This is a genomic window from Candidatus Contubernalis alkalaceticus (assembly GCF_022558445.1).
Lineage (GTDB): Bacteria > Bacillota > Dethiobacteria > SKNC01 > SKNC01 > Contubernalis > Contubernalis alkaliaceticus.
The window spans coordinates 244,760-266,181 of sequence record NZ_CP054699.1 but is presented as its reverse complement, the minus strand read 5'-3'; the positions used below and the strand labels follow the sequence as shown (position 1 = coordinate 266,181).

Annotated in this window: 22 protein-coding genes and 1 pseudogene; 2 read left to right on the top strand and 21 right to left on the bottom strand. The window is 39.5% G+C overall.

Annotated features, from left to right (window positions below):
* Positions 1 to 11: 11 nt before the first annotated feature.
* The 3 genes from HUE98_RS01245 to HUE98_RS01235 all read right to left on the bottom strand — a co-directional run bounded on the left by HUE98_RS01245 (position 12) and on the right by HUE98_RS01235 (position 4,241).
* Entirely contained in the window at positions 12 to 2,819 is a 2,808-nt protein-coding gene (locus HUE98_RS01245; RefSeq protein WP_407080288.1) for a CheR family methyltransferase, read from the bottom strand.
* Between the two features lie 102 nt (positions 2,820 to 2,921).
* Positions 2,922 to 3,101 carry a helix-turn-helix domain-containing protein gene (locus tag HUE98_RS17890; RefSeq protein ID WP_407080271.1) on the bottom strand — a complete coding sequence of 60 codons (180 nt, stop codon included), beginning with the start codon at positions 3,099 to 3,101 and terminating at the stop codon, positions 2,922 to 2,924.
* Between the two features lie 306 nt (positions 3,102 to 3,407).
* A complete protein-coding gene (locus HUE98_RS01235) occupies positions 3,408 to 4,241 on the bottom strand; it encodes a nitroreductase family protein (protein WP_241423477.1) in 834 nt (277 codons plus the stop codon).
* A gap of 119 nt (positions 4,242 to 4,360) precedes the next feature.
* Here HUE98_RS01235 and HUE98_RS01230 point away from each other — a divergent pair, with 119 nt between their 5' ends.
* Complete coding sequence (locus HUE98_RS01230; protein ID WP_241422085.1) at positions 4,361 to 5,083, top strand: hypothetical protein; 723 nt, start codon at positions 4,361 to 4,363, stop codon at positions 5,081 to 5,083.
* Positions 5,084 to 5,175: 92 nt separating this feature from the next.
* On the opposite strand, the gene HUE98_RS01225 is transcribed toward HUE98_RS01230, so the two are convergent.
* From HUE98_RS01225 to HUE98_RS01145, 17 genes and pseudogenes are all read right to left on the bottom strand, one after another.
* Positions 5,176 to 5,661: a DUF2062 domain-containing protein gene (locus HUE98_RS01225; protein WP_241422084.1), complete on the bottom strand. Its 486-nt coding sequence runs from the start codon at positions 5,659 to 5,661 to the stop codon at positions 5,176 to 5,178.
* 194 nt (positions 5,662 to 5,855) lie between these two features.
* On the bottom strand, positions 5,856 to 7,508 hold the full coding sequence (locus HUE98_RS01220; protein ID WP_241422083.1) for a putative ABC transporter permease subunit: 1,653 nt from the start codon (positions 7,506 to 7,508) through the stop codon (positions 5,856 to 5,858).
* Positions 7,509 to 7,514: 6 nt separating this feature from the next.
* A complete protein-coding gene (locus tag HUE98_RS01215) occupies positions 7,515 to 8,255 on the bottom strand; it encodes an ABC transporter ATP-binding protein (protein ID WP_241422082.1) in 741 nt (246 codons plus the stop codon).
* Positions 8,256 to 8,339: 84 nt separating this feature from the next.
* Entirely contained in the window at positions 8,340 to 8,768 is a 429-nt protein-coding gene (locus HUE98_RS01210; RefSeq protein ID WP_241422081.1) for a hypothetical protein, read from the bottom strand.
* Positions 8,758 to 8,979 carry a helix-turn-helix transcriptional regulator gene (locus HUE98_RS17885; RefSeq protein ID WP_407080270.1) on the bottom strand — a complete coding sequence of 74 codons (222 nt, stop codon included), beginning with the start codon at positions 8,977 to 8,979 and terminating at the stop codon, positions 8,758 to 8,760. Before HUE98_RS17885 ends, HUE98_RS01210 begins: the two co-directional genes overlap by 11 nt.
* Positions 8,980 to 9,118: 139 nt before the next feature.
* The gene (locus HUE98_RS01200) at positions 9,119 to 9,883 is read right to left on the bottom strand and encodes a class I SAM-dependent methyltransferase (RefSeq protein ID WP_241422080.1); all 765 of its coding nucleotides are present in this window, start codon (positions 9,881 to 9,883) and stop codon (positions 9,119 to 9,121) included.
* Between the two features lie 526 nt (positions 9,884 to 10,409).
* Positions 10,410 to 11,120 (bottom strand): SAM-dependent methyltransferase, encoded by a 711-nt coding sequence (locus HUE98_RS01195; protein WP_241422079.1) that lies wholly within the window; start codon positions 11,118 to 11,120, stop codon positions 10,410 to 10,412.
* Positions 11,121 to 11,177: 57 nt separating this feature from the next.
* Positions 11,178 to 11,519, bottom strand: a complete 342-nt coding sequence (locus HUE98_RS01190; protein WP_407080287.1) for a zinc ribbon domain-containing protein — start codon at positions 11,517 to 11,519, stop codon at positions 11,178 to 11,180.
* Positions 11,520 to 11,543: 24 nt separating this feature from the next.
* Positions 11,544 to 12,215 (bottom strand): transposase, encoded by a 672-nt coding sequence (locus tag HUE98_RS01185; RefSeq protein WP_241422078.1) that lies wholly within the window; start codon positions 12,213 to 12,215, stop codon positions 11,544 to 11,546.
* Positions 12,216 to 12,241: 26 nt separating this feature from the next.
* Positions 12,242 to 12,472, bottom strand: coding sequence for a hypothetical protein (locus tag HUE98_RS01180; RefSeq protein WP_241423606.1), 231 nt, complete (start codon positions 12,470 to 12,472; stop codon positions 12,242 to 12,244).
* A 12-nt stretch (positions 12,473 to 12,484) separates the two neighbouring features.
* Positions 12,485 to 12,879, bottom strand: a pseudogene (gene tnpA / locus HUE98_RS01175) (IS200/IS605 family transposase); the annotation flags it as partial.
* A 544-nt stretch (positions 12,880 to 13,423) separates the two neighbouring features.
* Entirely contained in the window at positions 13,424 to 14,317 is an 894-nt protein-coding gene (locus HUE98_RS01170) for a hypothetical protein (RefSeq protein ID WP_241422077.1), read from the bottom strand.
* Between the two features lie 439 nt (positions 14,318 to 14,756).
* A complete protein-coding gene (locus HUE98_RS01165) occupies positions 14,757 to 15,734 on the bottom strand; it encodes a BtrH N-terminal domain-containing protein (protein ID WP_241422076.1) in 978 nt (325 codons plus the stop codon).
* Complete coding sequence (locus tag HUE98_RS01160) at positions 15,712 to 16,284, bottom strand: PadR family transcriptional regulator (RefSeq protein WP_241422075.1); 573 nt, start codon at positions 16,282 to 16,284, stop codon at positions 15,712 to 15,714. The genes HUE98_RS01165 and HUE98_RS01160 overlap by 23 nt, the downstream gene beginning before the upstream one ends.
* Positions 16,285 to 17,149: 865 nt before the next feature.
* Positions 17,150 to 17,290 carry a hypothetical protein gene (locus tag HUE98_RS01155; RefSeq protein ID WP_241422074.1) on the bottom strand — a complete coding sequence of 47 codons (141 nt, stop codon included), beginning with the start codon at positions 17,288 to 17,290 and terminating at the stop codon, positions 17,150 to 17,152.
* Positions 17,291 to 17,423: 133 nt separating this feature from the next.
* Positions 17,424 to 18,059 carry an ABC transporter permease gene (locus HUE98_RS01150; RefSeq protein WP_241422073.1) on the bottom strand — a complete coding sequence of 212 codons (636 nt, stop codon included), beginning with the start codon at positions 18,057 to 18,059 and terminating at the stop codon, positions 17,424 to 17,426.
* Between the two features lie 231 nt (positions 18,060 to 18,290).
* Positions 18,291 to 18,677: a hypothetical protein gene (locus HUE98_RS01145; protein WP_241422072.1), complete on the bottom strand. Its 387-nt coding sequence runs from the start codon at positions 18,675 to 18,677 to the stop codon at positions 18,291 to 18,293.
* A gap of 567 nt (positions 18,678 to 19,244) precedes the next feature.
* Here HUE98_RS01145 and HUE98_RS01140 point away from each other — a divergent pair.
* Positions 19,245 to 20,534: a polymer-forming cytoskeletal protein gene (locus HUE98_RS01140; RefSeq protein ID WP_241422071.1), complete on the top strand. Its 1,290-nt coding sequence runs from the start codon at positions 19,245 to 19,247 to the stop codon at positions 20,532 to 20,534.
* Between the two features lie 150 nt (positions 20,535 to 20,684).
* Here the strand turns inward: HUE98_RS01140 and HUE98_RS01135 are convergent, their stop codons facing one another.
* On the bottom strand, positions 20,685 to 21,422 hold the full coding sequence (locus tag HUE98_RS01135) for a GGDEF domain-containing protein (RefSeq protein WP_241422070.1): 738 nt from the start codon (positions 21,420 to 21,422) through the stop codon (positions 20,685 to 20,687).

Here is a 21,422-nt window from a genome sequence, read left to right as displayed (position 1 = left end):
CCAAACTGGCCTCAGTCGCTTTCCCTCACAGTGGTGGCAATGGCATAGGGTTCATCATCCTTAACCAATAATGTGGCATTCATCCATACTTTCACGGTTTTACCCTGCTTTGTAAGGCGTTGGGTTTTAGCAGGTTCTAAACTCTTTCTTTCTGTTAGCTCCTTTACCGTTTTCAATGCATCTGTACGCAGCTCTTCTGGTATGGTGTCCCGTATATTCATTGCCAAAGCCTCGTTCTCGCTCCAACCATAGAGCTTTTCCGCTCCCGGGTTCCAGGCCAGGATTTTACCTTTAAGGTCCTGCAAAATGAAGGCATCGAGAGAATCCTGGACGACTACGGCCAAGCGGCTTAGTCTCTGTACGTTTTTCTGCTCTGTAATGTCAATAAAGTTAACAACCGCTCCTTCAATGGCATTGCTTAATGTGCGGTATGGCAGGATGCGCATCAAGTACCAATTGCCGTTCTTGCTTTGGACTTCTACCTCTTTCGGTACCAGGGTGTCCAGAACCGACTGCACATCTTCCACCAGGTTAACATAGTCGTTCAGGTTGGAAGCAATGTGGTTGACCGGGCGGCCTACGTCGCTAGCAATCAGGTTGATGATTTGGGTAGCGGTGGGTGTAAATCGTTGGATACATAGATTGTGGTCAATAAAAATCGTGGCCACACCTGTTCCAGCCAGCAAGTTGTTTAAATCATTATTCGCTTGAGTTAGTTCTTCGATTTTTTGCTGCAACTCGGTATTGACGGTCATCAGTTCTTCGTTGAGTGATCCCAGTTCCTCCTTAGAAGTCTCCAGCTCCTCGTTAGTAGACTGAAATTCTTCGTTGGTGGACTGCAGTTCTTCGTTGGACGTTTCCAGTTCCTCTATAATGGTTTGCAAGTATTCATCTTTGTTTTGGAGCTCCTGTTCTATGGCTGCCATCTTTTCGTCTATGCCATATTGGCTGGTAGCGGCTATTTCATTCAAACTCACTGACTCCGGGAGAACAACGTCTTCAAAGGACACCATAATTAGTTCAGAGTCTTCATTGACCGGTGTTACTTTCAAGTTGATGGTGGAGGTTTGACCGTTATCCGATACGTGAAGCCCCTGGAAGTATGAGGACTCTTTTTGTACGGTTGCTTTGCGGATAGCGGTTGCCAGTTCCACTTTGAGCCCTTTACGGGCCATCTGAAAAATGTTCATGTTGGCGTCACCCTGCACCGGTTCCAGGTATTTCCCCGTACGCCCATGAAAATAAAGGATGTCTCCGTAATTACTGGTGATTACACTGGCAGGGGCATAGTCTCTCAACAAGGTTTTTTCAGCGATCTCTCTGATGCTGACCATTTTTTCTTGCTGATGATGGGTATTGATTCTCAAAGGGACTCTTTTAATGTAAGGTGCCGAATAGTTTTTCAATGTTTGGTAAAGGGCTGCATTTCCTTTGCTTTGGTAAATTCTCCATTTACGGTCCACGACGTTGAAAAAGTCCATAAACTCTCCTGTAGTTTCCGATGTGCCCAGAAAGAGGAATCCATTATGCTTTAAGGCATAATGAAATAGATGCAGTACCTTGCTTTGCAACTCTCTGTCCAAGTATATTAACACATTGCGACAGCTAATTAGATCAATGTTGGAAAAAGGGGGATCCCCTGTGATGCTCTGCTCTGCAAAGATAACCATTTTCCGGATTATACTATTAATATGGTAGGTGTTACTATCTGTGCGAGTAAAAAAACGCTTTAACCGTTCCGGGGAAACATCCGAAACGATGTTGGCGGGGTAGAGGCCGTTTCGGGCATACTCAACGGCCCGCCTATCGATATCAGTGGCAAAGACTTTTACCTGGAGAGGTTGTCTTGTTTTTTCCATATGTTCATGGAGGAAGATGGCAAGAGAATATGCTTCTTCTCCGGTGGAACAACCGGGCACCCATACCCGAATGGAATGACTCTTGTCTTTCCCTGCAAATATTGAGGGGATGACTGTTTCCTGAAGTTTTTCAAAGGCTTCTGCATCGCGGAAAAAACAGGTTACTCCCACCAGCAAATCTTGAAAGAGGGCCTTGACTTCCAGGGGGTTTTTTTGTAGATAGCGGAAATAATTACTCGAATTTTTAATTAGATTGAGGTTGAGGCGTCGTTCAAGGCGGCGGGTTATGGTATTCAGCTTGTAGCCGGAAAAATCATGGCCTGTCTGGGTGTGAAGTAAGGCTAGAATTTTTTGCATTGAGGCATTATCTTCGGGAACGGAGGGAGCCAAGAAACGTCGTCTTGTTCCAAAAGCATGGCCGATATATTTCATTAAAATTCCCGGAATTTCCTTTGGCGGCAGAATATAGTCCACCATTCCTGTGGCAATAGCACTGCAGGGCATACCCTTATGTTCGGCCGAATCAGGATCCTGTACCATGGCCATCCCGCCTTCGCCTTTTATCGACTTTAGACCTAAGGTTCCATCGGTGCCAGTTCCGGAAAGCACAATGCAGATAGAACGGTCCTTTTGGTCATCAGCTAGAGAGCGGAAAAAACCGTCAATGGGCAGGTGCAAACCTTGAGTTTTTCTAATCTCCCTTAAAAGCAACCTGCCCTGGGACATTGTCATGTCCCGATTAGGAGGGTTAATGTAAATTACATGAGGCTCTACTTCCATCCCATCCCTGGCCTCGCAGACGTGTAAATGGGTATACTTCTTCATTAAATCACACAAGTGGCTTTTGTGTTCTGGGTGCATATGCTGAACCAGGACAAAAGCACTGGGCACGTCGGTTTTTACAGGCAAATGAGTGAAGAACTCTTCCAAGGCCTTCAACCCGCCGGCAGATGCACCTATCCCGATGATAGGAAATTTGCCCGGAGAATCGAGTTCTTTCGGGGTTCCATGGTCTTTTGGGTGTGGGGGGTTGACAGATTTCTTTTGTAAGTTAATTGTTTGTCACTCCATTCCAAGCCTACACTGGCATAAATACTGTTTTTGGGAAAAATGCAGTTTAGGTTGTAAAATTAGAAGCTTCGAAAGTGTAGTTGTACCTATACCTGCGGCTTCCATAAACTCTATTTTTTTCATTTTCTTATCTATTAGAATTTTCCAAAGCTTATTATAGCTAATTGCCATATAACTACACGTCCCTCTGTCATTTTTTCATTTTACCATGATATACGTGGCATTACAAGAAATATACTTATTTTAACTTATTTTAGGAATATTAATTTGTATTATAGAAATGGAATAGATAATTCAGAAAGGTCGTGTACAGGCTTTTGCATTTTATTTGACGACTCTTCCGCTTCTCATCTATTTCTGCTAAATTGTTTGTATTCCGGCGCCATTCCTAGAATAATTCGTAGCTTTCAAAATGGTTTTTCCAAATTGAATATTCACTTATTTTCTTCCCGATACATACTTACTAGGACAGCTTAATTACACCCAAGAAACAATATAATCTAACCCAGTTAGATCTAGCCCGGGAGTAACCTCCTGCCACCGGCCTTTTATCCCCAGCTGGCCGGCTGCCAATTCAAAATGGCACATGGCAATCCCCATGTCAATATTTTGTAATCTAATTTTACCCAGGGCCCTGTTATAGAAGGAATTCTCCTGCAGGTACAAATGGTACAGGCCCTTATTATCTTTAATCACCCGCCAGGGCTGACGGTTGGTAGCCGATGGCCCCAGACGAACCGCCTCCAAGACCTCCTTATAATTACCTGCATCCTCTTTCCTCAAGGGTGTTTTTCCATCCTCTTTAAAAAAGAGTTCTTCCCAGGGCTTCCTATGGCGTGCTTTCACCCCAAAACGCATCATTCGTTCCACCAGGGCTGCCTTCTCTGCAGGATAACCCACCGGAATAATGGCCGGGAGAAGTTCATCTTCCGACAGCTGCATCTGTTCAGCAAAACTGCTTCTTTTAAAAGTTCCCGCCAGCCAACAGGTTCCCAGTCCAAAAGAGGTGGCTTTTAGGATAATGTGTTCCATACAGTATCCCACATCTTCCATACATCGTGTTCCTTCTTTTACCGCTGCCAGGATATAAAGTTTGGCGCCCTTTATCACACCATAGGTGCCCAACTTCCGCATCTCGCCAATTTCCAGGTTTCCCAGGTCCAGCAGTCTAAATCTCATTATGTTATTAAAGGGGCCTTTTTTGTGTTCCTCAAATATTTTCTCCAATTTTTCCTTAGTCTCGGTGCCAACGGAAATATTGGAATACGTGCGAACAGACCTTCTCTTTTGTATTATTTCGATGGCTTTCATCAAAAAACTATCCTCCTTATTTCTGCATTAGATAATAATAGTAGGATTTCCTGACTTCTTTATAATATAATGAATGTAGAAACAACATCTTATTTGCCAGGGTAGGGAGGTTTTAAGCTTTGGCTAATGCGCTGAAAAAAGAAAGATTTCAGTCTGCTTGGTACGGACTGTTAAAAAAATCAATAAGACTTCCCGGGACCAGGGTGAACCGGGAAGAGTTTTTGAAAAAAGAACTCCATCACTTTTACAAAAGTGATATGGTAGAGCAGGCAGCAGCTGCCTATCCACAACATACGGCCGTTTCCAGTGAAGTCCTGGAACAAGTAGCCCGGCGGTGCATAAACCGGCATGCTGTAATGATTACATTTCTGTCTTTTTTAGCGGGTATGCCAGGGGGATGGTGGATGCTGGTAACCATACCCATGGACCTAACACAGTTTTATTGCCAGACCCTCCGGCTTTCTCAAAAGCTGGCCTATTTATACGGATGGCCGGACATTTTCGAAGGATCCGGATCAAAAGAACCGATGCTGAAAATGAACCTTCTTTGGGGAGCAATGTTTGGTTCCAGGGAGGCTGCCCTTCTGGCAGGAAAGCTGTCCAAGCGCCTGACAGTCCAGGCAACCAAGGAGATAACACAGAGGTTTGCTGCCCGGGTTGGACTATATAACTTGTTTGTTCAGGGGGCCAAGTGGATTGGAGTAACCTTCACTCAAGAATCCCTGGAAACCGGATTTGTCCGTACAGTTCCTCTTGTAGGTGGTTTTGTTTCCGCTGTGATTTCCCTTATTTTAATTAAAACCATGTCCTACAACCTGCTAAAATTTCTCAGAGACAAATAGGGACAAAAGGTACAGGCCGCTTGTCCCGCTTCATCGGCTGCTCCCCTATATTTTTCCCTTGTTCAATTGTACTACTAATCATATTAAAACATCTATTTGAACCTCTTATTTAATATATATCCAACAAAAAAATAAAATGCTGTTCCAAATAGTGCTGCATTAACAGCTGCCCCTAAAAGAAAAGTGGAGCCGAAAAAATCTAGAAAACCAAAAAGCTTTTCCTGGATATTTCCCAGTTTTAAAATTATTGAGTACTGGCTGATCACAAATTCAATAATGTTTTCTTTACCTGAAACCGGAGTCAGAATAAATCCTCCAATAACCAGGTTTAGAGCGTACATTAAGGGAATTAAAGGTCCGGTAACGAGACTGGTTACAGCCGCGCTGGCCCGGTTAACCCTAAAAAGCACTGCCAGTACAAAGGCAAAAATAAAACCAATACCAATAGTAGGAAAGAAGTTTATTCCTATCCCAAGAGCGCACCCCAGCGCAACTTTATATGGTTTTTCGTTAATCTCTAGAATCTGTTTCTCAATAGTATCGTAGAATCGACTTTTAAAGTTTTTCCATTTTGCCAAGTAATTTTGTCCTCCTATTACCACTATCTTTAGGCGGTTAATCCTTTATATCCTATATTATAACAGATATGAGCCAAAATTTTTATATTTACCCTTCTTTTTAGCTCTCATAATGGAAAATTGCATTATCATAGCAGGGAAACGCATATTAAAAATTTTGGGAAGTAGATTCTTTGGAAAAATATATGCCATACTTATATTTCTAAATGCTCCCATGCCCTTTTAAAAATTTTTCTTGCTGCAAAAGAAGCTGCCAATACTGTTGCAACAGAAACTGCAACTGTAACAGGAAGGCTTAACAATCTACTTATGCCCGACAAAATCCGGACATCTGAAATAAAATCTTCAGCAAAAAACAAAGCTATGGTTCCTGCCGATAAAACCCCATAAAATACAGGAAGAATTATGGTAAGAAGATTCCCAAGAAACGCATTCTTCTCAAAAAATTCTGTTAATGCTAAGAGTTCAACTGAATTGTATATTGCTGAGCTGCCATAAAGTATGGCTTTTAAGACCAATGCTGACAAAAATATTACAGGAAAGCTTAGACCATTAATTATTGAATAACATATAATACCTGCCAGACTTATTATATAACCGGGAATAAGAAACATAATACACTGTATGTCAAATACTTTTCCCCCTTCCAAAGGCATAACCTTAAGAAGCCACAAACGGTTTTTCCAAAGACCCTTATCCGATGCTATTTCTATAGGCAAAAAAGGTATTGAGACAGCCATAATATTGAATATAGAAGCAACTGATATGAGTATATAAAGGCCCAACATGGGTTCAGTAGAAAAATATCCTTTATATACAAATATAAAAGTGGTAAATAAAAAAAACATCAGCATAAAAACACAACCCATAAGCATTTCCTGATTTCTGATTGCCATTCTCCATTCACCTTTTATCCATTGAAATATAACACTGCTGTTAGATTCTTTATTGTATTTTGAAGCAGTAGTGCTTTTTCTGTGAACTGCAGCAACAGCAGTTTGGTTTTTCACCCACACCTCAAAAAATAACTTCTTTGATAAAACAAAAGCCGCTGCAACAAAGAATGCTGAGATTATCAATAGAAAGACAAGTGCTTGCAGAAAATTCTCTCCAAAAACCGTAGAATAAAAAAGCCTTGTCCCTGCTGTAACAGGAATCAAATCAGACATCAATGGTTTTTGCATGAATTCAACTATCCTTATAATATGGTCTGGAGAAATCTCCTGTACTCTTGAAAAAAGAACTACAAATACTATATTTATAACGAATGAAATAATTGATGAAATTATTCCAAATGCTTTGGACGATAAAATTCTCACTCCTACCATGGCAACACCAACACCAATTGTACACGGAATAACAGATACAATAATATAAAATGGTATTAAGGCCGCATAGTAAAACCATGGGGCTTTTACCGACAGTCCTATTGCTGCAAGGAAAGGGAAAACTACAAAAATTATGCCTTTGATGCTGTTTATAATATACTCAGAATATTTAAATAAAAAAACATAGTTTAAGGGAACAGGTATTGAGATGAGGTAATTTAAATCAGGTGATTTTAAAAAATGGCGGACAAAATTGCTAATACTTTGAAAAAATGCTATAAAATAGATCCAAATTACAGCAACAAAGAAAAGTATAAGAAGCACAGGTCTCACTTGTGCATCATTTGCTGGTATTACGCTGCTGAAAATATACTTTTTTAATAAGTAGGCCAATAAAAACTGGGCACATAAGATAAGGGCTGCAATTATCAGAGTCCTCATGATTGTCTTTGCATCTTTCCATAAACTGTTTTTAAGGGTTAAGAATCTCAGTTTCAAAAACCACAGGATATAATTCATCTTATATCACCCCTCTGCCCTGTTCTTATTGGTTAAATTCAAAAAAATGTCTTCAAGTGTAGTGCCGGGATATTCAGATCTTTCTTTAAGCTCTTCAAATGTGCCTTCAGCAATTAATTCACCCTGATATATAATACCTATTCTATCGCACAATCGCTCCGCAATCTCTAATACATGAGTTGTAAATAAAATTGCTGAACCTTCATCGGCATGCTTTCTGAACAAGTCTTTAGCTGCTTTCGCACTAGAAGCATCAAGACCTGTTGTAGGTTCATCAAGAAAAATAACAGATGGATTATGTATAAGCGCAGCACATATAGTAATCTTTCTACGCATACCATGTGAATAGGCCCCAATGAGTTTATCTGCTTCATCTGTCATCTGCAGCTCTTTTAATAATTCATCTATCCTTTTTACTGCACTATATCTTTTGTCTTTCATATAAATACCTGAAACCATATCCAACAACTCTCTTCCTGTAAGCTTATCAAACAAATAAGGGTTTTCAGGTACATACCCGAAGTTTTTCTTAGCTTCCAGCGGCTCACTCACTATATCATATCCACATATTCTAACACTTCCTGATGAGGGTTTTAAAAGACCAGTACATACCTTTATAGTCGTAGTCTTACCCGCTCCATTGTGTCCTAGAAACCCGTAAATTTCTCCCGGTTTTACTGACAGGCTTATTTTTTTTACTGCTTCCTTCTTACCGTAATTTTTTATAAGATTATTTATCTCAAGCATTATTTCTTCCTTTCTCATCAAGTATTATTTTTTTTAGATATATGCCTAAAAGGCATGTAATCTCTATGTAATTTAAATATTATGCTATTCTATATTTTTTCTTTCCCAGAAATATAAAATGGTTTTATAAAAAATAAACAGAAAAAGAGTACTGAAATACGCTCTGCCAAATACAAGTAATAAATAATTAAAGCCATCTACCAGCTTGAAGAAGAAAGAAATCATAACAGCCAGGAGCCCTGAAAACAAAGGAACTAATAAAATAAAATACAGCTGTTCTTTTTGGTTCATTGAAACAGGATATGTAATTGGAATACCACTGACCGCAAGAGTAAAAAACTGAACCAGCGATGCTATTACCCATACTAAAAAAATATCAAGAGTATTCATAAGTGTTTCATTGACATAAAACCACCGATATAAAAGTGACGCAAAAATACCAAACCAAAATATTGTGTAACCAAGGCTTTTAGCCTTCTTAACATCCATATTTATTCTTTCATCATTTTCCATCGTCATCCTCCTCTAACCAGAAAAGTTGATCAAGAGATTTATCCAAAACTTGGCATAGCTTAAGACACAGTGCTATCGTAGGATTATATTGCCCCTTCTCTATAAGCCCTATCGTCTGCCTTGTTACACTCACCTTTTCAGCAAGCTCCTCCTGAGTTAGCTTTTTTTCAACACGATTTAACCGAACACTGTTTTTTACTATCGAAATCACCTCAGCTTATAAAGCTAAATATGCAAAATATATATTGCATATTAATGTAATATATATTTTGCATATTGTCAAGTAAAAATTTCAGGTGGTTCAGGGGCACCCTCAATTAAAAAGTGTTTTACACAACTCCCTGAGTGCATTACTTTACAACCTGCAAAAGCATTGTAACTCCAGATATTTCGTTTTCCAGCTCATCACATTCAGCTTGCTGGCTCTGAACATAACTTTCAAAAAGACTCGCCTTTTCTGGATGAATTTTCTTTAATTCATTGGCTCTCCTTAATATGAATGCCTGCTGCTCAACATTTATACTGCGTAATTCATCGTCATCAATCAGCTTTTCATCAATTAACCTCAATCCTGAATTTTGAAAAATCATAAGCCATTTTGCCCTTGTAGGATACCTTATATCAGAATCGTCCTTCCCATAAACATCATCAATAAAAATGTATCCACTGTTTTTAACTGTACTCTTTAGCTTAATTAATGTTTCTTCCGGACTCCCCAGCACATTACCGACTGCTCCAAGAATAACGATATCGTAATCCTTTTCATTCTCTACTGCCACATTGATATCACCCACCGTAAACTCACAGCAGGTTTCAACACCATATTCTTGAGCTTTTTTATCGGCAAAGACAATAAACTCAGAAATTATATCAATTCCTTTTACCTTGCAGCCCAAATCCTTAGCTAAATGGATGCTTACAGCGCCTTTACCGCAAGCCAAGTCCAACACCTTAGTTTTATTGGATGTATTTATGTGTTTTGAAACCATGTAAATAATATCCTTAGGTGATGAACCAAGCTCCCATAAATCCTGCAGCAAATACGGGAGATAGGGTATCAATTCGGTGGATTCAGCTGTTAATGACATTGCTAGCTTTTCTTCAACATTTGACATAAGATAATCATCCTTTCGTGAACCTTTCACGACTAAAGTCGCGAGCTTTCTAGAAGCTTCTAGTATCACTACTATAATTTCCTGTTTCTTAGACCGACCTTGCTGCATCGTATTCTCCACAGTCGTTAATTAGTGTCTTCCCTACCATACATTTATCTATCGTTATGCTAACATTCGCATTCCTTCTTGTAAGAAAGCTGGTAGATTTTGATGCCTTCTCCATGTCTTTCGGCAACTGTTTTGTAACCAGACTTCTCATAAATCAAAAAAGGAACCTTAGAAAGAGGGGGTCGGATTTCGGCTCCCATCCACCGCCAGGGTGCATTTTAATCTAAATATGTGATTTTAAAGGGCCTGTGTATGCCAACCGAAACCGGCTATTGAAAGCCAAGTTACCCCAACACAAGACGATGGAAGGCCTTCTTCTACCTTCTTCTACCTTCTTCTACTGATTATGTAGAATGCTAAACACTCTAATCTAAGCAAGCATTAAACATGTCTACACTTTCCATGTCCAGTGCTAGGATTAAATAGTTTTACCTGTTATAGAAATAATGTTCATGTACCTTCCATTATCTACAGCAATCATTTCTTTATCTTCTATCGCATAGGGATTTTCAGTAGATAACCAATCACTCCACGCTTTATCAAAGCACTTCATCTCTTTAATTTCAAAATCTTTCACTTTATTTTCAAGTTTTCCTTTCCACCAATCAATAGAGTGCCACATTTCTAAGGCTTCATTATCCCAATATTTCTTCATTTCATCAGGTATATCCTTATGCACCTCATACTTCATTCCGGGAAAGGCTAACGCAACTAATGCATCTTTCTTTAATAAAGGTCTAAGTTTTTCAGAATAATATTCATCATTATTTCCAAAGTAATGATATGCATCAATACTTATGACTGCATCAAAATAATTCTCAGAAAAAGGTAGTTCATGAGCATCTGCATGTATGGGAATCACCAAGTCATCAACATCCATTTGTTGCAATCGCTTATAATTATCAGTTGCAGATACCCATAGATCAACAGCAAAAACTTGAACCCCAAATTCCCTTGCCAAGAAAATTGAACTCAATCCAGTACCACAACCTAAATCCAATACTCTCATACCATTTTTGATTGATACATTTTCCAAAAGCTCTTCAATAACTATCATTGAATTGGGACCCATCATATTTTGAGCTATAAAATTACTATCGTAACTTTCAGCTTTATAATCCTTGTTCATATTAATATCCTCCAATACTTCATTAATTTCAAAATATTTTAATAAGATGTGACATCCTCACGGGGTCAATAGACCCCGTGCATCCTGGTAGTTCAGGATGACAGATCGACTTTCGATCCTTTGGTTTGCGCCAGTTACAGGGTTAAAACGATAACTGACGATACTGAGCACTTCGCCCAGGCCATGCCACATGGCATAATTATCGTTTTTTAAAAAATTAAGCACCGAGTTAATATCACGTTCCACCTTAAAGCCACACTTTGGACAAAGGTAAACCCTTTTGTTTGGTGGCATCTGCTGTTGGCTGCCGCAACCGGAACAGGTCCTGGTTGTACCCCTCTCATCGAATTCTTCGACCTGCTGAGCGTTCATAATGGCTTTGTAACACAGGTATCCGATGAGTTTCTTGACAGGGTTGTTATTTTAAACCTGACAGTTGATGCGCTTGTCTACGATAACGATGCCCGTAGCAGCAAGGGTCTGCCCTTTGTTCCAGTTACCTATCTTAAAGTTTGTATCCGGGTGGTCTTTTAATATCTGGTTAGCCAGTTTGTGCAGGTAGTGTTTGGTCTGGGTGCGTATTTTGCGGTACAAGCCGCTGATTTTCTTGTTCAGCCTGCGCCAACGCCCGGAGTGTTTCTGTTTTTTATCTCTTAGAGACTTTAGGTGATCGATTAGCAGGTAATGCTTTAAGTTTAGCTCTCTTAAGGGGTTGATGTCATACTCTACAACTGAATAATCTGTCTTTATACCGGTCAATGTCATCTTGCAACCTGGGTCAAAATAGATAGTATGGGCATTGACCCGTTTTTCGGGCAGCTGGACATGACGATTCAGCGATACGTACCATTTCTTGTCCCGCTGGTCATAAGAAACAACAACATTCTTGACCGCCTGGAAATCATACTCCGGTTGTGGTAATTTAATCTCGATCCAACTGGATTTATTCTTACCGTAGGCCAGGCGCAAGATGCCGCAGTGGATTTCAAAGGAAACACCCTGCTGTGGGTATTTCTGGGTGAAGAAATATTTGTATGATTTGAACCTCGGAGGCTTAACACATGGATCACCTTTTTTATGCTTGGTGAAATACATCTGCCAGCTGGCATTGAGGGATTTGACTACTTCCTGTAAACCTGGGAAGAGGGCACTTTCAATGCAGGGTGTTGTTGTTTTAGCAGTGGAAGCTGTTTTTTCTGATGATAGTAGTTGGTTTTCTTATCCCTATCATAACGCTCTCCGTTCAATCGGTTCCAGACGTCTTTGCAAGCATAAGAAACCGCCCAAAGTTTGTCTATAGCTTTTTTGTTCGGGGTAATGCGTATTTTGTCTGATAAGTAAAAGGCACTCACTATTTCACCTGCTTTTTGATTTTCAATATATCTTTGGATAGTTTCCTGTGTAATACATCCTGCAGTTCCATAATACGTTGATGGGTTCCATATTTGATTTTTCCAATATACTTTCCTTAACTCAAGGGAACTGTATGAAAAGCTTCCTGCCAGAAATTCCTTTTAGTTTTTTTACAATATCTCCAGGCGCTTTTTTGGGATGTGCAGTCACAAAAAGATGTATATGATCCGGCATATTTCCATGTTGGCTATTTGAAACTCAAACTCATCAGCGATTTCATAAAATAGCTGATGACAGTAATCGGCTATTTACCGGTTAAGATCTTTTTACGGTATTTAGTTGACCAAACAATATGATACCAGATGTTGTAAACGCATGTCCTGGAACGTATGTTCTCCCTACAAATAGTATAGCATGCTCATGATGCAAATGCAAGTGTTGTATCCATTCATTTTGCGACATATAGTAGCTTTTCCGGCTTTCATCTCGGGGTCAATAGACCCCAAGGATTCCCGCCGGTATTTTCTAAACTTTCCTTTATCTAGAAACGATCTCGTGCAAATATGCAGAAAGCCAAATTATAGTCACTGATGCAGATTATTTTATTACTGTGAATTATACATTTTGCTAAATCATTCAACTATCCAAGCAAAACTCCACACCATAAATCAATATATAAAATCTCTTTTTTTTAGGGTATACGTCCCCACCCCTAAGCGTTAGCGTAGGTGGTGCTTTTAATCAGGTGGAGTAGAGTCTCCACCTGATCCGATGTTTTAGCTTGCTGAAACGAGTTCACTTTTATTTCCAGCACCTCTAATATGTATTTTCCCGCTCAGCCTCACTAGTACAAGTATTTAATAGTAATTTCTAGTAATTTATAAAAATTCCTTTTATAAAATTAAATGGCGGCATATAACCGCATTTATAAAAGTCGAATTCTTAGTAAATCAATGACCAGACAAGTCCCTGTCCCCTTGTTTGAGAGGTATCTTTCCGGCAGCTTTCAGGATTTCACGGTGATGTCGGATGTCCATACCGTCGGAGTGGATTGTGCTGCCAAAAAAATGAATGCAGAAATGCCCTGGGAAATTATTGTCATCTATCTTGCCGCTCCCATGTGGCATACCGTTCATAGATGCCGCAATCCGGTAACCTCTAACCTCAACAATTATCCCTTTGCGCTCCCAACTCCACTGACCGTCATATATTTTTTTCATGATTGCCGTATCTTCTGCCGTCAAGGGTTGGGCATCCACATGGCTACTACCTTCTCTACGCTGTACATAAAAAGACCCGCCAGTATATATATCCGTTATCTTGGCCGTGGCATACATAGGAAAAATTTCGTCCACTTCCTCCCAGACGATCAATGCACCATAAGTATTGTAAATTTCCTGCCTGTATAACGCTGTAAGGTCCAATAACACTTCTTTTAAATAAGATGAAGGTTCAAGCATGTGATTCTTATTATATATCTTATTTAAGGCAGGGCTGTAATATATAATAACCTGCTGCTCATCTTCATATAAAAACATATACGTATAATAATCATAATGAGGCATATCGATTATTGGTGAGGTGGTTTTATAAAATAGAAGCTTTTCCTTAAAGATAGTAGAATATGGTTTGTCGAGAAAATAGGAGAAATATGGATATTCGGTGGAAGAAATTTGTACGTCCCGAAGTCCTTCTATTTTTATATGTGTGCTGATTCGCTCTTCCTGAAAGCTTTTTAAAAACCAAAGAAAAGTTAGAAGGAGAACTACTAGACACACCAGTTTAAGCGTGGTTCTCTTTACCAAAATGATCTTTTTTGTTGAAAAGAACATACTAATTTGCATATAGGAAGCACCTATTTTAGAATTTTATACCTTTTAACATTAACACTACAACGAAAGTTATTTTGCTCTAAATTTCTAACAATAGTTACAAAATGTCTCCTTTAATGGTTATTTCGTTACTGCTTATTTTATGCTAGAGAAACAACCTCTGACTCGCTCTTGCAAAATCTCGTTTAAAGCATAAGCTATAATTAGTAAAGTTTTGTTTTTTTGAGAACAATCGAATTAATGAATATATTCTCTGGGATGAATAATAGAGATGAAGATAAAGAGCAGTAGTAATTCCCAGAATTGAAGCTAACAGCATGCTAATTCTTTTTAAAAGCATGTATGATTAGGTAGTTAGGCAATATCAAATATTGATAAGTCAAACAAAACGTCCCTCTGACTTCCCTGACTTCCCTGACTTCCCAGTGTATCAATTTTTTAGGAAGCAAGGTTATAAACTGCTGAGCATTTCCATCGCATTTTTTTCTATTTCGGCGGTTTCACTGCAAATTGTCGACGCTTTTTCAAGATGTATTCTTTCACCTGTCAGACCAGCTTTATGAATAAGAGCTGCAATCTGGACCCAGTTTGAAGCCGCAAGTTTGTAAAGCTCAAATGCCTTTTCTATTTGTTGGTTACCCGGTAAATATTCCAGGCTTTCCTTTAAAAAATCTCGATAAAAGTTACGGAACAATGCTCCTCCGGTTCCTCCATTTTCCATTATATCTGCTGAAGCAATAAGATCCTCTTCCGGATTGGGTGCCATGTCAATCCATTTTACAACCTCACTACTCAATTTATGGATGCCTTTGTAACCAAAGTTTTTTATAGGTGGATTAAGAAATTCCATAGCAACAGCTTTGATAGCTCTAGGAATAATATCCTGCAAGGCCGGTTGTTTTTGGTCTAACTGCAGGGTCCATGATCTGGCTTTTGCAGACATGGGGCCTTTTTCAAAGCGGGCGTTTTCTAGGTTTTCCAATGCAGTTTTATAGAATGCTCCCGTATCAACAAGGTATGCATGAGTGTCGTCATAGCCATATACACAAACAAAATGTCCGGCAAAATGAAAAGCTCTGTTAAAATGCTCTAAGTGATAACAATCAAGCTGCAGAGCTACAGGAATATTCTGATCAATAAAATCTGTAATATTTGCCCATGCTTTCTTCTTTGAACCGGTTTCCCTGGCATCCAGGGTAATATTGAGGTTATCACAGAAAGTATGGGTAAGCTCAAAGGGCTTTGAACGGCCTCCTAAAAAGGGCAGATTCATTATACTCATTTTCCAGTATATAAAACCGAAGCTCTGTCCAAGACCGATTAACATTGGTTCACTCATTTCAGTTCCTGCATGCTTTAACAAGCACCCTGTGGCAGTGGATTCACAATGGTCACCGTTAATTAACTCAAAATTTTTTATGATCATCATTTACCGTCTCCTTTTCCCAGTTATTTATTAGATTATTAAGAAAGGTGATTTCACTCTTTATGAAATGAAGAGTATGTTTAAATAAGAGTGCGCCCTGAAACGATATTTGTTGCTGCTGTCCAGAATACACCTTTGAAATTCTTTTTTGCTCCGATTCTAAAAATTGCATACGTTTGAAAAATAAGGATAGTGCTGTTTCTGAGGATAACACATCCATGGTTGAAAGGGCTAAATCGAACCTGCGGTCTCTTTCCCTGGTTTCAGACAATCCTTTTCCCGTTTCCTCTTTCAACATATTTACTCCTTCATCTGTTAAAAAGTATTCTTTTGCTGCTGGGCCCTGGATAGTTTTATTAGTCGTGAGCTGCCCCTGAATCAGCCCCTTTTGTTCCAGTTTTTTTAAGCCTCTATAGATTGAAGTCATACCAACATCCGCCCATTGGCGGTAACCCCGGTTTTTGATAATAGTATTTAATTGATAACCGGAAGCCGCTTTTCTTTCTCGGATTAATGAAAGAAGCATAAACTCGGTATTGCTTAAGTTGAACATATTATTCCTCCAGTTCATTAATATTGCATATACACATTATTACACATGCGAAATATTAATGCAAGGGCAGCGAAAGTACTGTGATTCTAATTCCAGTTTATAATTAAAGCCTGATATCATGCTATTTACGTTCTAGCAGAATCATAATCTCGACATGAAATCTTCAAGTACCATCATTATTCTTTCACCGTCAACTAATTAACGTTAAAAAGTATGCACCGCAGGGTGCAAACCTTATAGCGTTAATACGCGCCAAAAAACGTTCTTTTTAAGTATACTTTTAAGCTAAAACAGCAAAACCCCTTGAAATTAAAGGATTTCATCGTAGCAATATTAGAGTTTAGATTTTGCGGAAGCGATGGGTGTCGAACCTATCATTTTAATATTCATCTACCCACATCTATCCTGTCTCCACAACCTATACAAAAATGACCGTTATCTAGTCTGTCAACTCAACCCTCTCTCATTTAACACCGTTGACCTATTCCCACATAAACAAAAATAGGGCTTTCCAGTTAATCTGCTGCCAGCTATTTTTATAGCAATAAGCAGCAAACGCTGGAAATCCCTTTATTACTGGGTTTCTTCGTCTATTATGTATCCACCCTTGACATCAATACTACGTACTCAACGTGGCTCGAGAGGATAGCATTGATGTCAAAGGGCCATTTTTGCACACGACGTATGCGGGAACATATCAATCGGTTTTCCTGCTTTATTAATTTTTAATTTATGTCGTAACTACTAAAATTAAAAAGGTTATTAACCCTTAAAGTAATTACCTATATTTTAACACAGGAGTCTATCAATTTAATCCTTTGAAATTCTCTGCTTATAAGTATTTTCAAAATTAGATTGCTGTTGTTTACTTTTCTACCATCAATCTGTCCACTTTCTCTTTCAGCACGTCTACTTCTTTTTTCAGTGCTCCTGCCTGCGCTATTGCCGCCAGTGCAAAAACAAAAGCTGTGGGTGCCAGTAGTCCTACAAATCCAATGTATTCCATATTTTTTCATCCTTTCATTCATTTTCAGGAGACAGCCTATCCTTCAGCTATCTCCTGAAATACTAAGTTTAATCTTCCAGGAAAGAGGAAATTAATTCCTGCCGGCATTCCATCCTCTGTCAAACCTTATAATCTAATACAATATATCTTTTTTCTTAAAAGTCATGAAGTTTATCACTGTAAACACCAACATGTAGGCGCCGATTACAGCTAAATTGCCCAGTAGTTCTTGCCAATCCAGCGCAGGCGTCAAAGCCATCCCGCCCATATAGTAGTAAGTATTCAGTATGGCCGGCTGCAGTTTCTCGAAAAAGCCCCCGGTGAACAGCGGCATAAAATGGACTCCTATGGCGGCCCCGGTGGCCACCCCGCTGTTGGCAAACATCATGGAAAAGAACAGGATGATAAAAGCATAAGCAATGAAAGGAATCATGGTTAGCAGGTAGAATCCCAAGACTTGAGTTACACTTTTCACCATAAACATCTGCTCCCCAATAATAACCTCTTGTTCCCACCCGAAGATCAGTGTCCCTGCGGCATATCCCCCCAACAGGGTAACAGCCATCAAAACTACCACCATCACCACTGCTGCTGCCATTTTCCCTACCAACAGTTCCCCACGGCTGATGGGCATTAAAAGGGGGAGTTTTAACGTTCCGTCCCTGTATTCATCAGCGATCAAACCAACCAGGAGTACTACCAGCATAATGGGAAGAAGGGTATCTGAAAGGTTGACTAATAAAAACACTGGGAAAATTTGACCGGTCATGTGTAACTTGTGGGCCTCCTCCCATGCTGTTCATGAGATTAATCCCCACCGCCAGCATTAGACTGATTCCCACTGTCTCGCCTCCTATATTTAATGCTGCTCTTTGGCCTTTTCAATTACTATTATAATTTCCAGTCCTTACACCCCGCTTATAAAGTTATTAACAAATTATTAAATGGAGTAACTAACCTGCAATTCTAGGAAAAAACTGTCCTTACGGATAGATTAAAGTTATAATTTCATCATATTCCTCCTGTGTCTTTTCAGAATTTTAAAATTAAGAATGATTGTCTGCTCATCTGTATGCAGGTACAGGTAGGGCCCATCATTAGCATGAAGATATAACCGGGCCCTATCAAATTCATCTATAGAAAAAGTACCTTTTTTTATATTTAAAAAATTAAGAGCATTTATTTTTCTATGAACCTTAGGGATGCTGTTCCTGATCTCCACATCCTTCATATCTTCTAAGTTGATTTCTGTACTATATAATCCAGTAATTTTTATAGACTGCTTATCCTTTATAATACTACTCTCCCGGCTTCCTATAAAGAAAACAACAACTACCGCCAGGATAACAATTCCACTTAACAGATTTTTTTGGATATTTTTATTCATTAATCTTCCTCCCTCCATAATTTTATATAGTGCTTATTAAAGCATTTGACATCTGCCAGCTCTTTGAACGCGCTTTTCCCCTCCTTTAACTTTAAGCTCTAAATATATCATAACTGTAACTGTATATTTTGAGACCTAACGAAAGTTGGGTTGGGGGTATTTCATTTAAGAGCCTGACTTTTAAAAACCCCTCCCCACTTACACTTTTAATTTAAAAGTAGGGGTTTTAAGGAATTATCATTGGGATAAATTTTACCTTTCGGTTCAATTAAATCAATACAAACTAAAAAAGTATTAATTTAATGATTTGTTAATAATTTGATAAGAGGTGTGTAAGGATTAAAATTTATAATGAGTTATGAAAAGGAAAAAATATTAATAATTAGAAATAAAAAGAGGGGGAAATTATTTGAGTGAAAAACCGTGCTGAAAGTCTTTAATCTCTGTAAATCATTTAAGCGCAGGATTAAGTAAAAAATATTCCAAGGATGAAGAACGTAGACCTACTGAAAGAGGAAGTTGCTAGGCTGATGGAAGAAAGATAATGTGCAGAGGAGTGATTTTAATATGAGGAAAAGTTATGGTAAGTGGATTTTGTTAATACTACTGACGGTGCTGCTTCTAACGGGTACTGTATTTGGTCAGGGTACGGTAATTAATGAAGACATAAACAAGGCCGCCGGAAGCCTGGAAATCCCTAGAAATACTACTGTCAATGGAAATGTCACTGTAAACATGGGAGAAATAGAAATTGAAGGTATCATCAATGGAGATGTGGTCTCCAATATGGGAACGGTTTCTGTGTACGGGGACGTAAACGGTAATGTAACCGCAAACATGGGGGAGGTAGTTGTGCCCGGTAGAGTCTCCGGAAACGTCAATGCCAGTATGGGATCGGTTTCGGTGGATGGAGACGTAGGAGGAAACCTGAAGGCAGGCCTGGGAGCCATCAAAATCAGAGGAACTATAGGCGGTGACGTGAACCTGGATTTGGGAGATTTACAGATCATGGGCCATGTGCTGGGCAATGTGACCAGCCAGGGTAAAATGATCTGCATCACCGGGCAGGTGGACGGTGACGTAACCATGCCCCGGGGAATCGTTGAACTTGGACCTGATGCAGTAGTAGGCGGCAGCGTTTTAGTTGAGCAGGGGTTGGTTCAGGCCGATGCTGGAGCCCGGGTAGGTTCCATTGTAGTGGATGAAGAACTGAGCCGGAGAGAAGTCGATGATATGTTCTCCCGGGGATATAACTTCAAAGGCATAGACCACTTAATTAATATACTTCCCTTTACCGACGGTGAGTTTTTCCGAAATTTTGACTTTACCATTCGTCCCGGAAACCACCGAATGTTTCCCTTCTATACCCCCTTTACCGGATGGTCCGGTCGAGCAGCATCTCGAGTCTTGGGGATGGTAGTGATCTTTGCCCTGGCCGCCCTGGTACACACCCTGTTTCCCAGGAATACCAATAATATTATGCGGGCGGTGGAACAAAAAACCGGCTCTGCAATTCTCTGGGGAGTGCTGGCGGTTATTCTGGCGGCACCTCTAGCCATACTCCTGGCCATAACTGTTATAGGAATACCTCTGATCCTGGTGGAATTACTGCTTCTGGCCATAGCCTGGATCATGGGCTACACTGGTGTGACACTGTGGTTAGGCAGTCGGGTTCTGAAGCCCTCTTCTACCGAAGAAGCAAATCCTCTAGGAAAAATAGCCCTGGGTGTTCTGCTTTTGGGCATCATTGGATTTATCCCGATACTGGGAGGACTGGTGGGAATCGGTGCATTCATGTTGGCCGTAGGCACTGCCCTGTCCACCCGTTTTGGGACAGAAAATCTTACGGAAAGTTGAGGAAAACTCAAATTCCAGCAGCCGGTGAAAAAAAGGCCCGTTCTCAGTAATTTTAACTGATTCCGGGCTTTTATCTTACCTGTTTATCAACTCTTCAACCCTAGGAATTCTGCTAAAAAGTGCACCCTTGGAGTTTAATGGTAATGCTTGTTATGCTGTGCTAATTATTGAATCACAATATATCTTGTAGCAGTTTCTTCCACTGTCTTTTGCCAGGTATAAAGCCTTATCACTATTGTTAATAAATTCTTCTTTTGTTAAGTTTTCTTCCGGGCTTTTTGTGGCTATCCCTAGGGAGACCGTTACTATTTTTTGCCAGGGAGAGGCCACATGCTCTATGTTCATCTTTCTTACTAAGGCAAGAATGTATTTACCAATGAATGTAGCTCCGTTTATATCTGTTTCAGGCAAGAGAACAACGAACTCCTCACCACCAAAGCGAGCCACCAGGTCTCGAGGTCTTCTGACGGCTGATTTGATAACTTCAGCCACAGCCTTTAAGCATTCATCTCCTTGAAGATGTCCATAGTTATCATTGTATTTTTTGAAGTAATCTATATCCACCATGATTAAAGAAAGCTTGGTTTTGTTTCTTATTGTGCTGTTCCATTCTTTAGCATAAACTTCATTGAAATGTCTGCGATTATAAAGACCTGTTAAGGAGTCTATGTGGGATAATTCATCTAACTTTTTGAAAGCATTTTTTAATTCTAATTGAGTGATATCTGCAATTTTAACTATCTTAGTCATCTGGCGTAATAGAGCCTTATATTTTTCCAGCAAAGCTCTGTAGACTTCAGCTTCTTTTTCCGAATGAAAGGTATTGGATGCTAAGATAGCTTCAGCTTCAGAAATGACTTTTTCTTCTGCAGAGAAAATATTTTTCAT

What these genes read in the sequence shown, in the direction of transcription:
- HUE98_RS17890 (WP_407080271.1), bottom strand. Translation starts at nt 3,101, where the DNA reads ATGGCAATTAGCTATAATAAGCTTTGGAAAATTCTAATAGATAAGAAA.
- HUE98_RS01235 (WP_241423477.1), bottom strand. Translation starts at nt 4,241, where the DNA reads ATGAAAGCCATCGAAATAATACAAAAGAGAAGGTCTGTTCGCACGTAT.
- HUE98_RS01220 (WP_241422083.1), bottom strand. Translation starts at nt 7,508, where the DNA reads ATGAATTATATCCTGTGGTTTTTGAAACTGAGATTCTTAACCCTTAAA.
- HUE98_RS01215 (WP_241422082.1), bottom strand. Translation starts at nt 8,255, where the DNA reads ATGCTTGAGATAAATAATCTTATAAAAAATTACGGTAAGAAGGAAGCA.
- HUE98_RS01210 (WP_241422081.1), bottom strand. Translation starts at nt 8,768, where the DNA reads ATGGAAAATGATGAAAGAATAAATATGGATGTTAAGAAGGCTAAAAGC.
- HUE98_RS01200 (WP_241422080.1), bottom strand. Translation starts at nt 9,883, where the DNA reads ATGTCAAATGTTGAAGAAAAGCTAGCAATGTCATTAACAGCTGAATCC.
- HUE98_RS01195 (WP_241422079.1), bottom strand. Translation starts at nt 11,120, where the DNA reads ATGAACAAGGATTATAAAGCTGAAAGTTACGATAGTAATTTTATAGCT.
- HUE98_RS01185 (WP_241422078.1), bottom strand. Translation starts at nt 12,215, where the DNA reads ATGTATTTCACCAAGCATAAAAAAGGTGATCCATGTGTTAAGCCTCCG.
- HUE98_RS01170 (WP_241422077.1), bottom strand. Translation starts at nt 14,317, where the DNA reads ATGCAAATTAGTATGTTCTTTTCAACAAAAAAGATCATTTTGGTAAAG.
- HUE98_RS01165 (WP_241422076.1), bottom strand. Translation starts at nt 15,734, where the DNA reads ATGATGATCATAAAAAATTTTGAGTTAATTAACGGTGACCATTGTGAA.
- HUE98_RS01160 (WP_241422075.1), bottom strand. Translation starts at nt 16,284, where the DNA reads ATGTTCAACTTAAGCAATACCGAGTTTATGCTTCTTTCATTAATCCGA.
- HUE98_RS01155 (WP_241422074.1), bottom strand. Translation starts at nt 17,290, where the DNA reads ATGGAATACATTGGATTTGTAGGACTACTGGCACCCACAGCTTTTGTT.
- HUE98_RS01150 (WP_241422073.1), bottom strand. Translation starts at nt 18,059, where the DNA reads ATGACCGGTCAAATTTTCCCAGTGTTTTTATTAGTCAACCTTTCAGAT.
- HUE98_RS01145 (WP_241422072.1), bottom strand. Translation starts at nt 18,677, where the DNA reads ATGAATAAAAATATCCAAAAAAATCTGTTAAGTGGAATTGTTATCCTG.
- HUE98_RS01140 (WP_241422071.1), top strand. Translation starts at nt 19,245, where the DNA reads ATGAGGAAAAGTTATGGTAAGTGGATTTTGTTAATACTACTGACGGTG.
- HUE98_RS01135 (WP_241422070.1), bottom strand. Translation starts at nt 21,422, where the DNA reads ATGAAAAATATTTTCTCTGCAGAAGAAAAAGTCATTTCTGAAGCTGAA.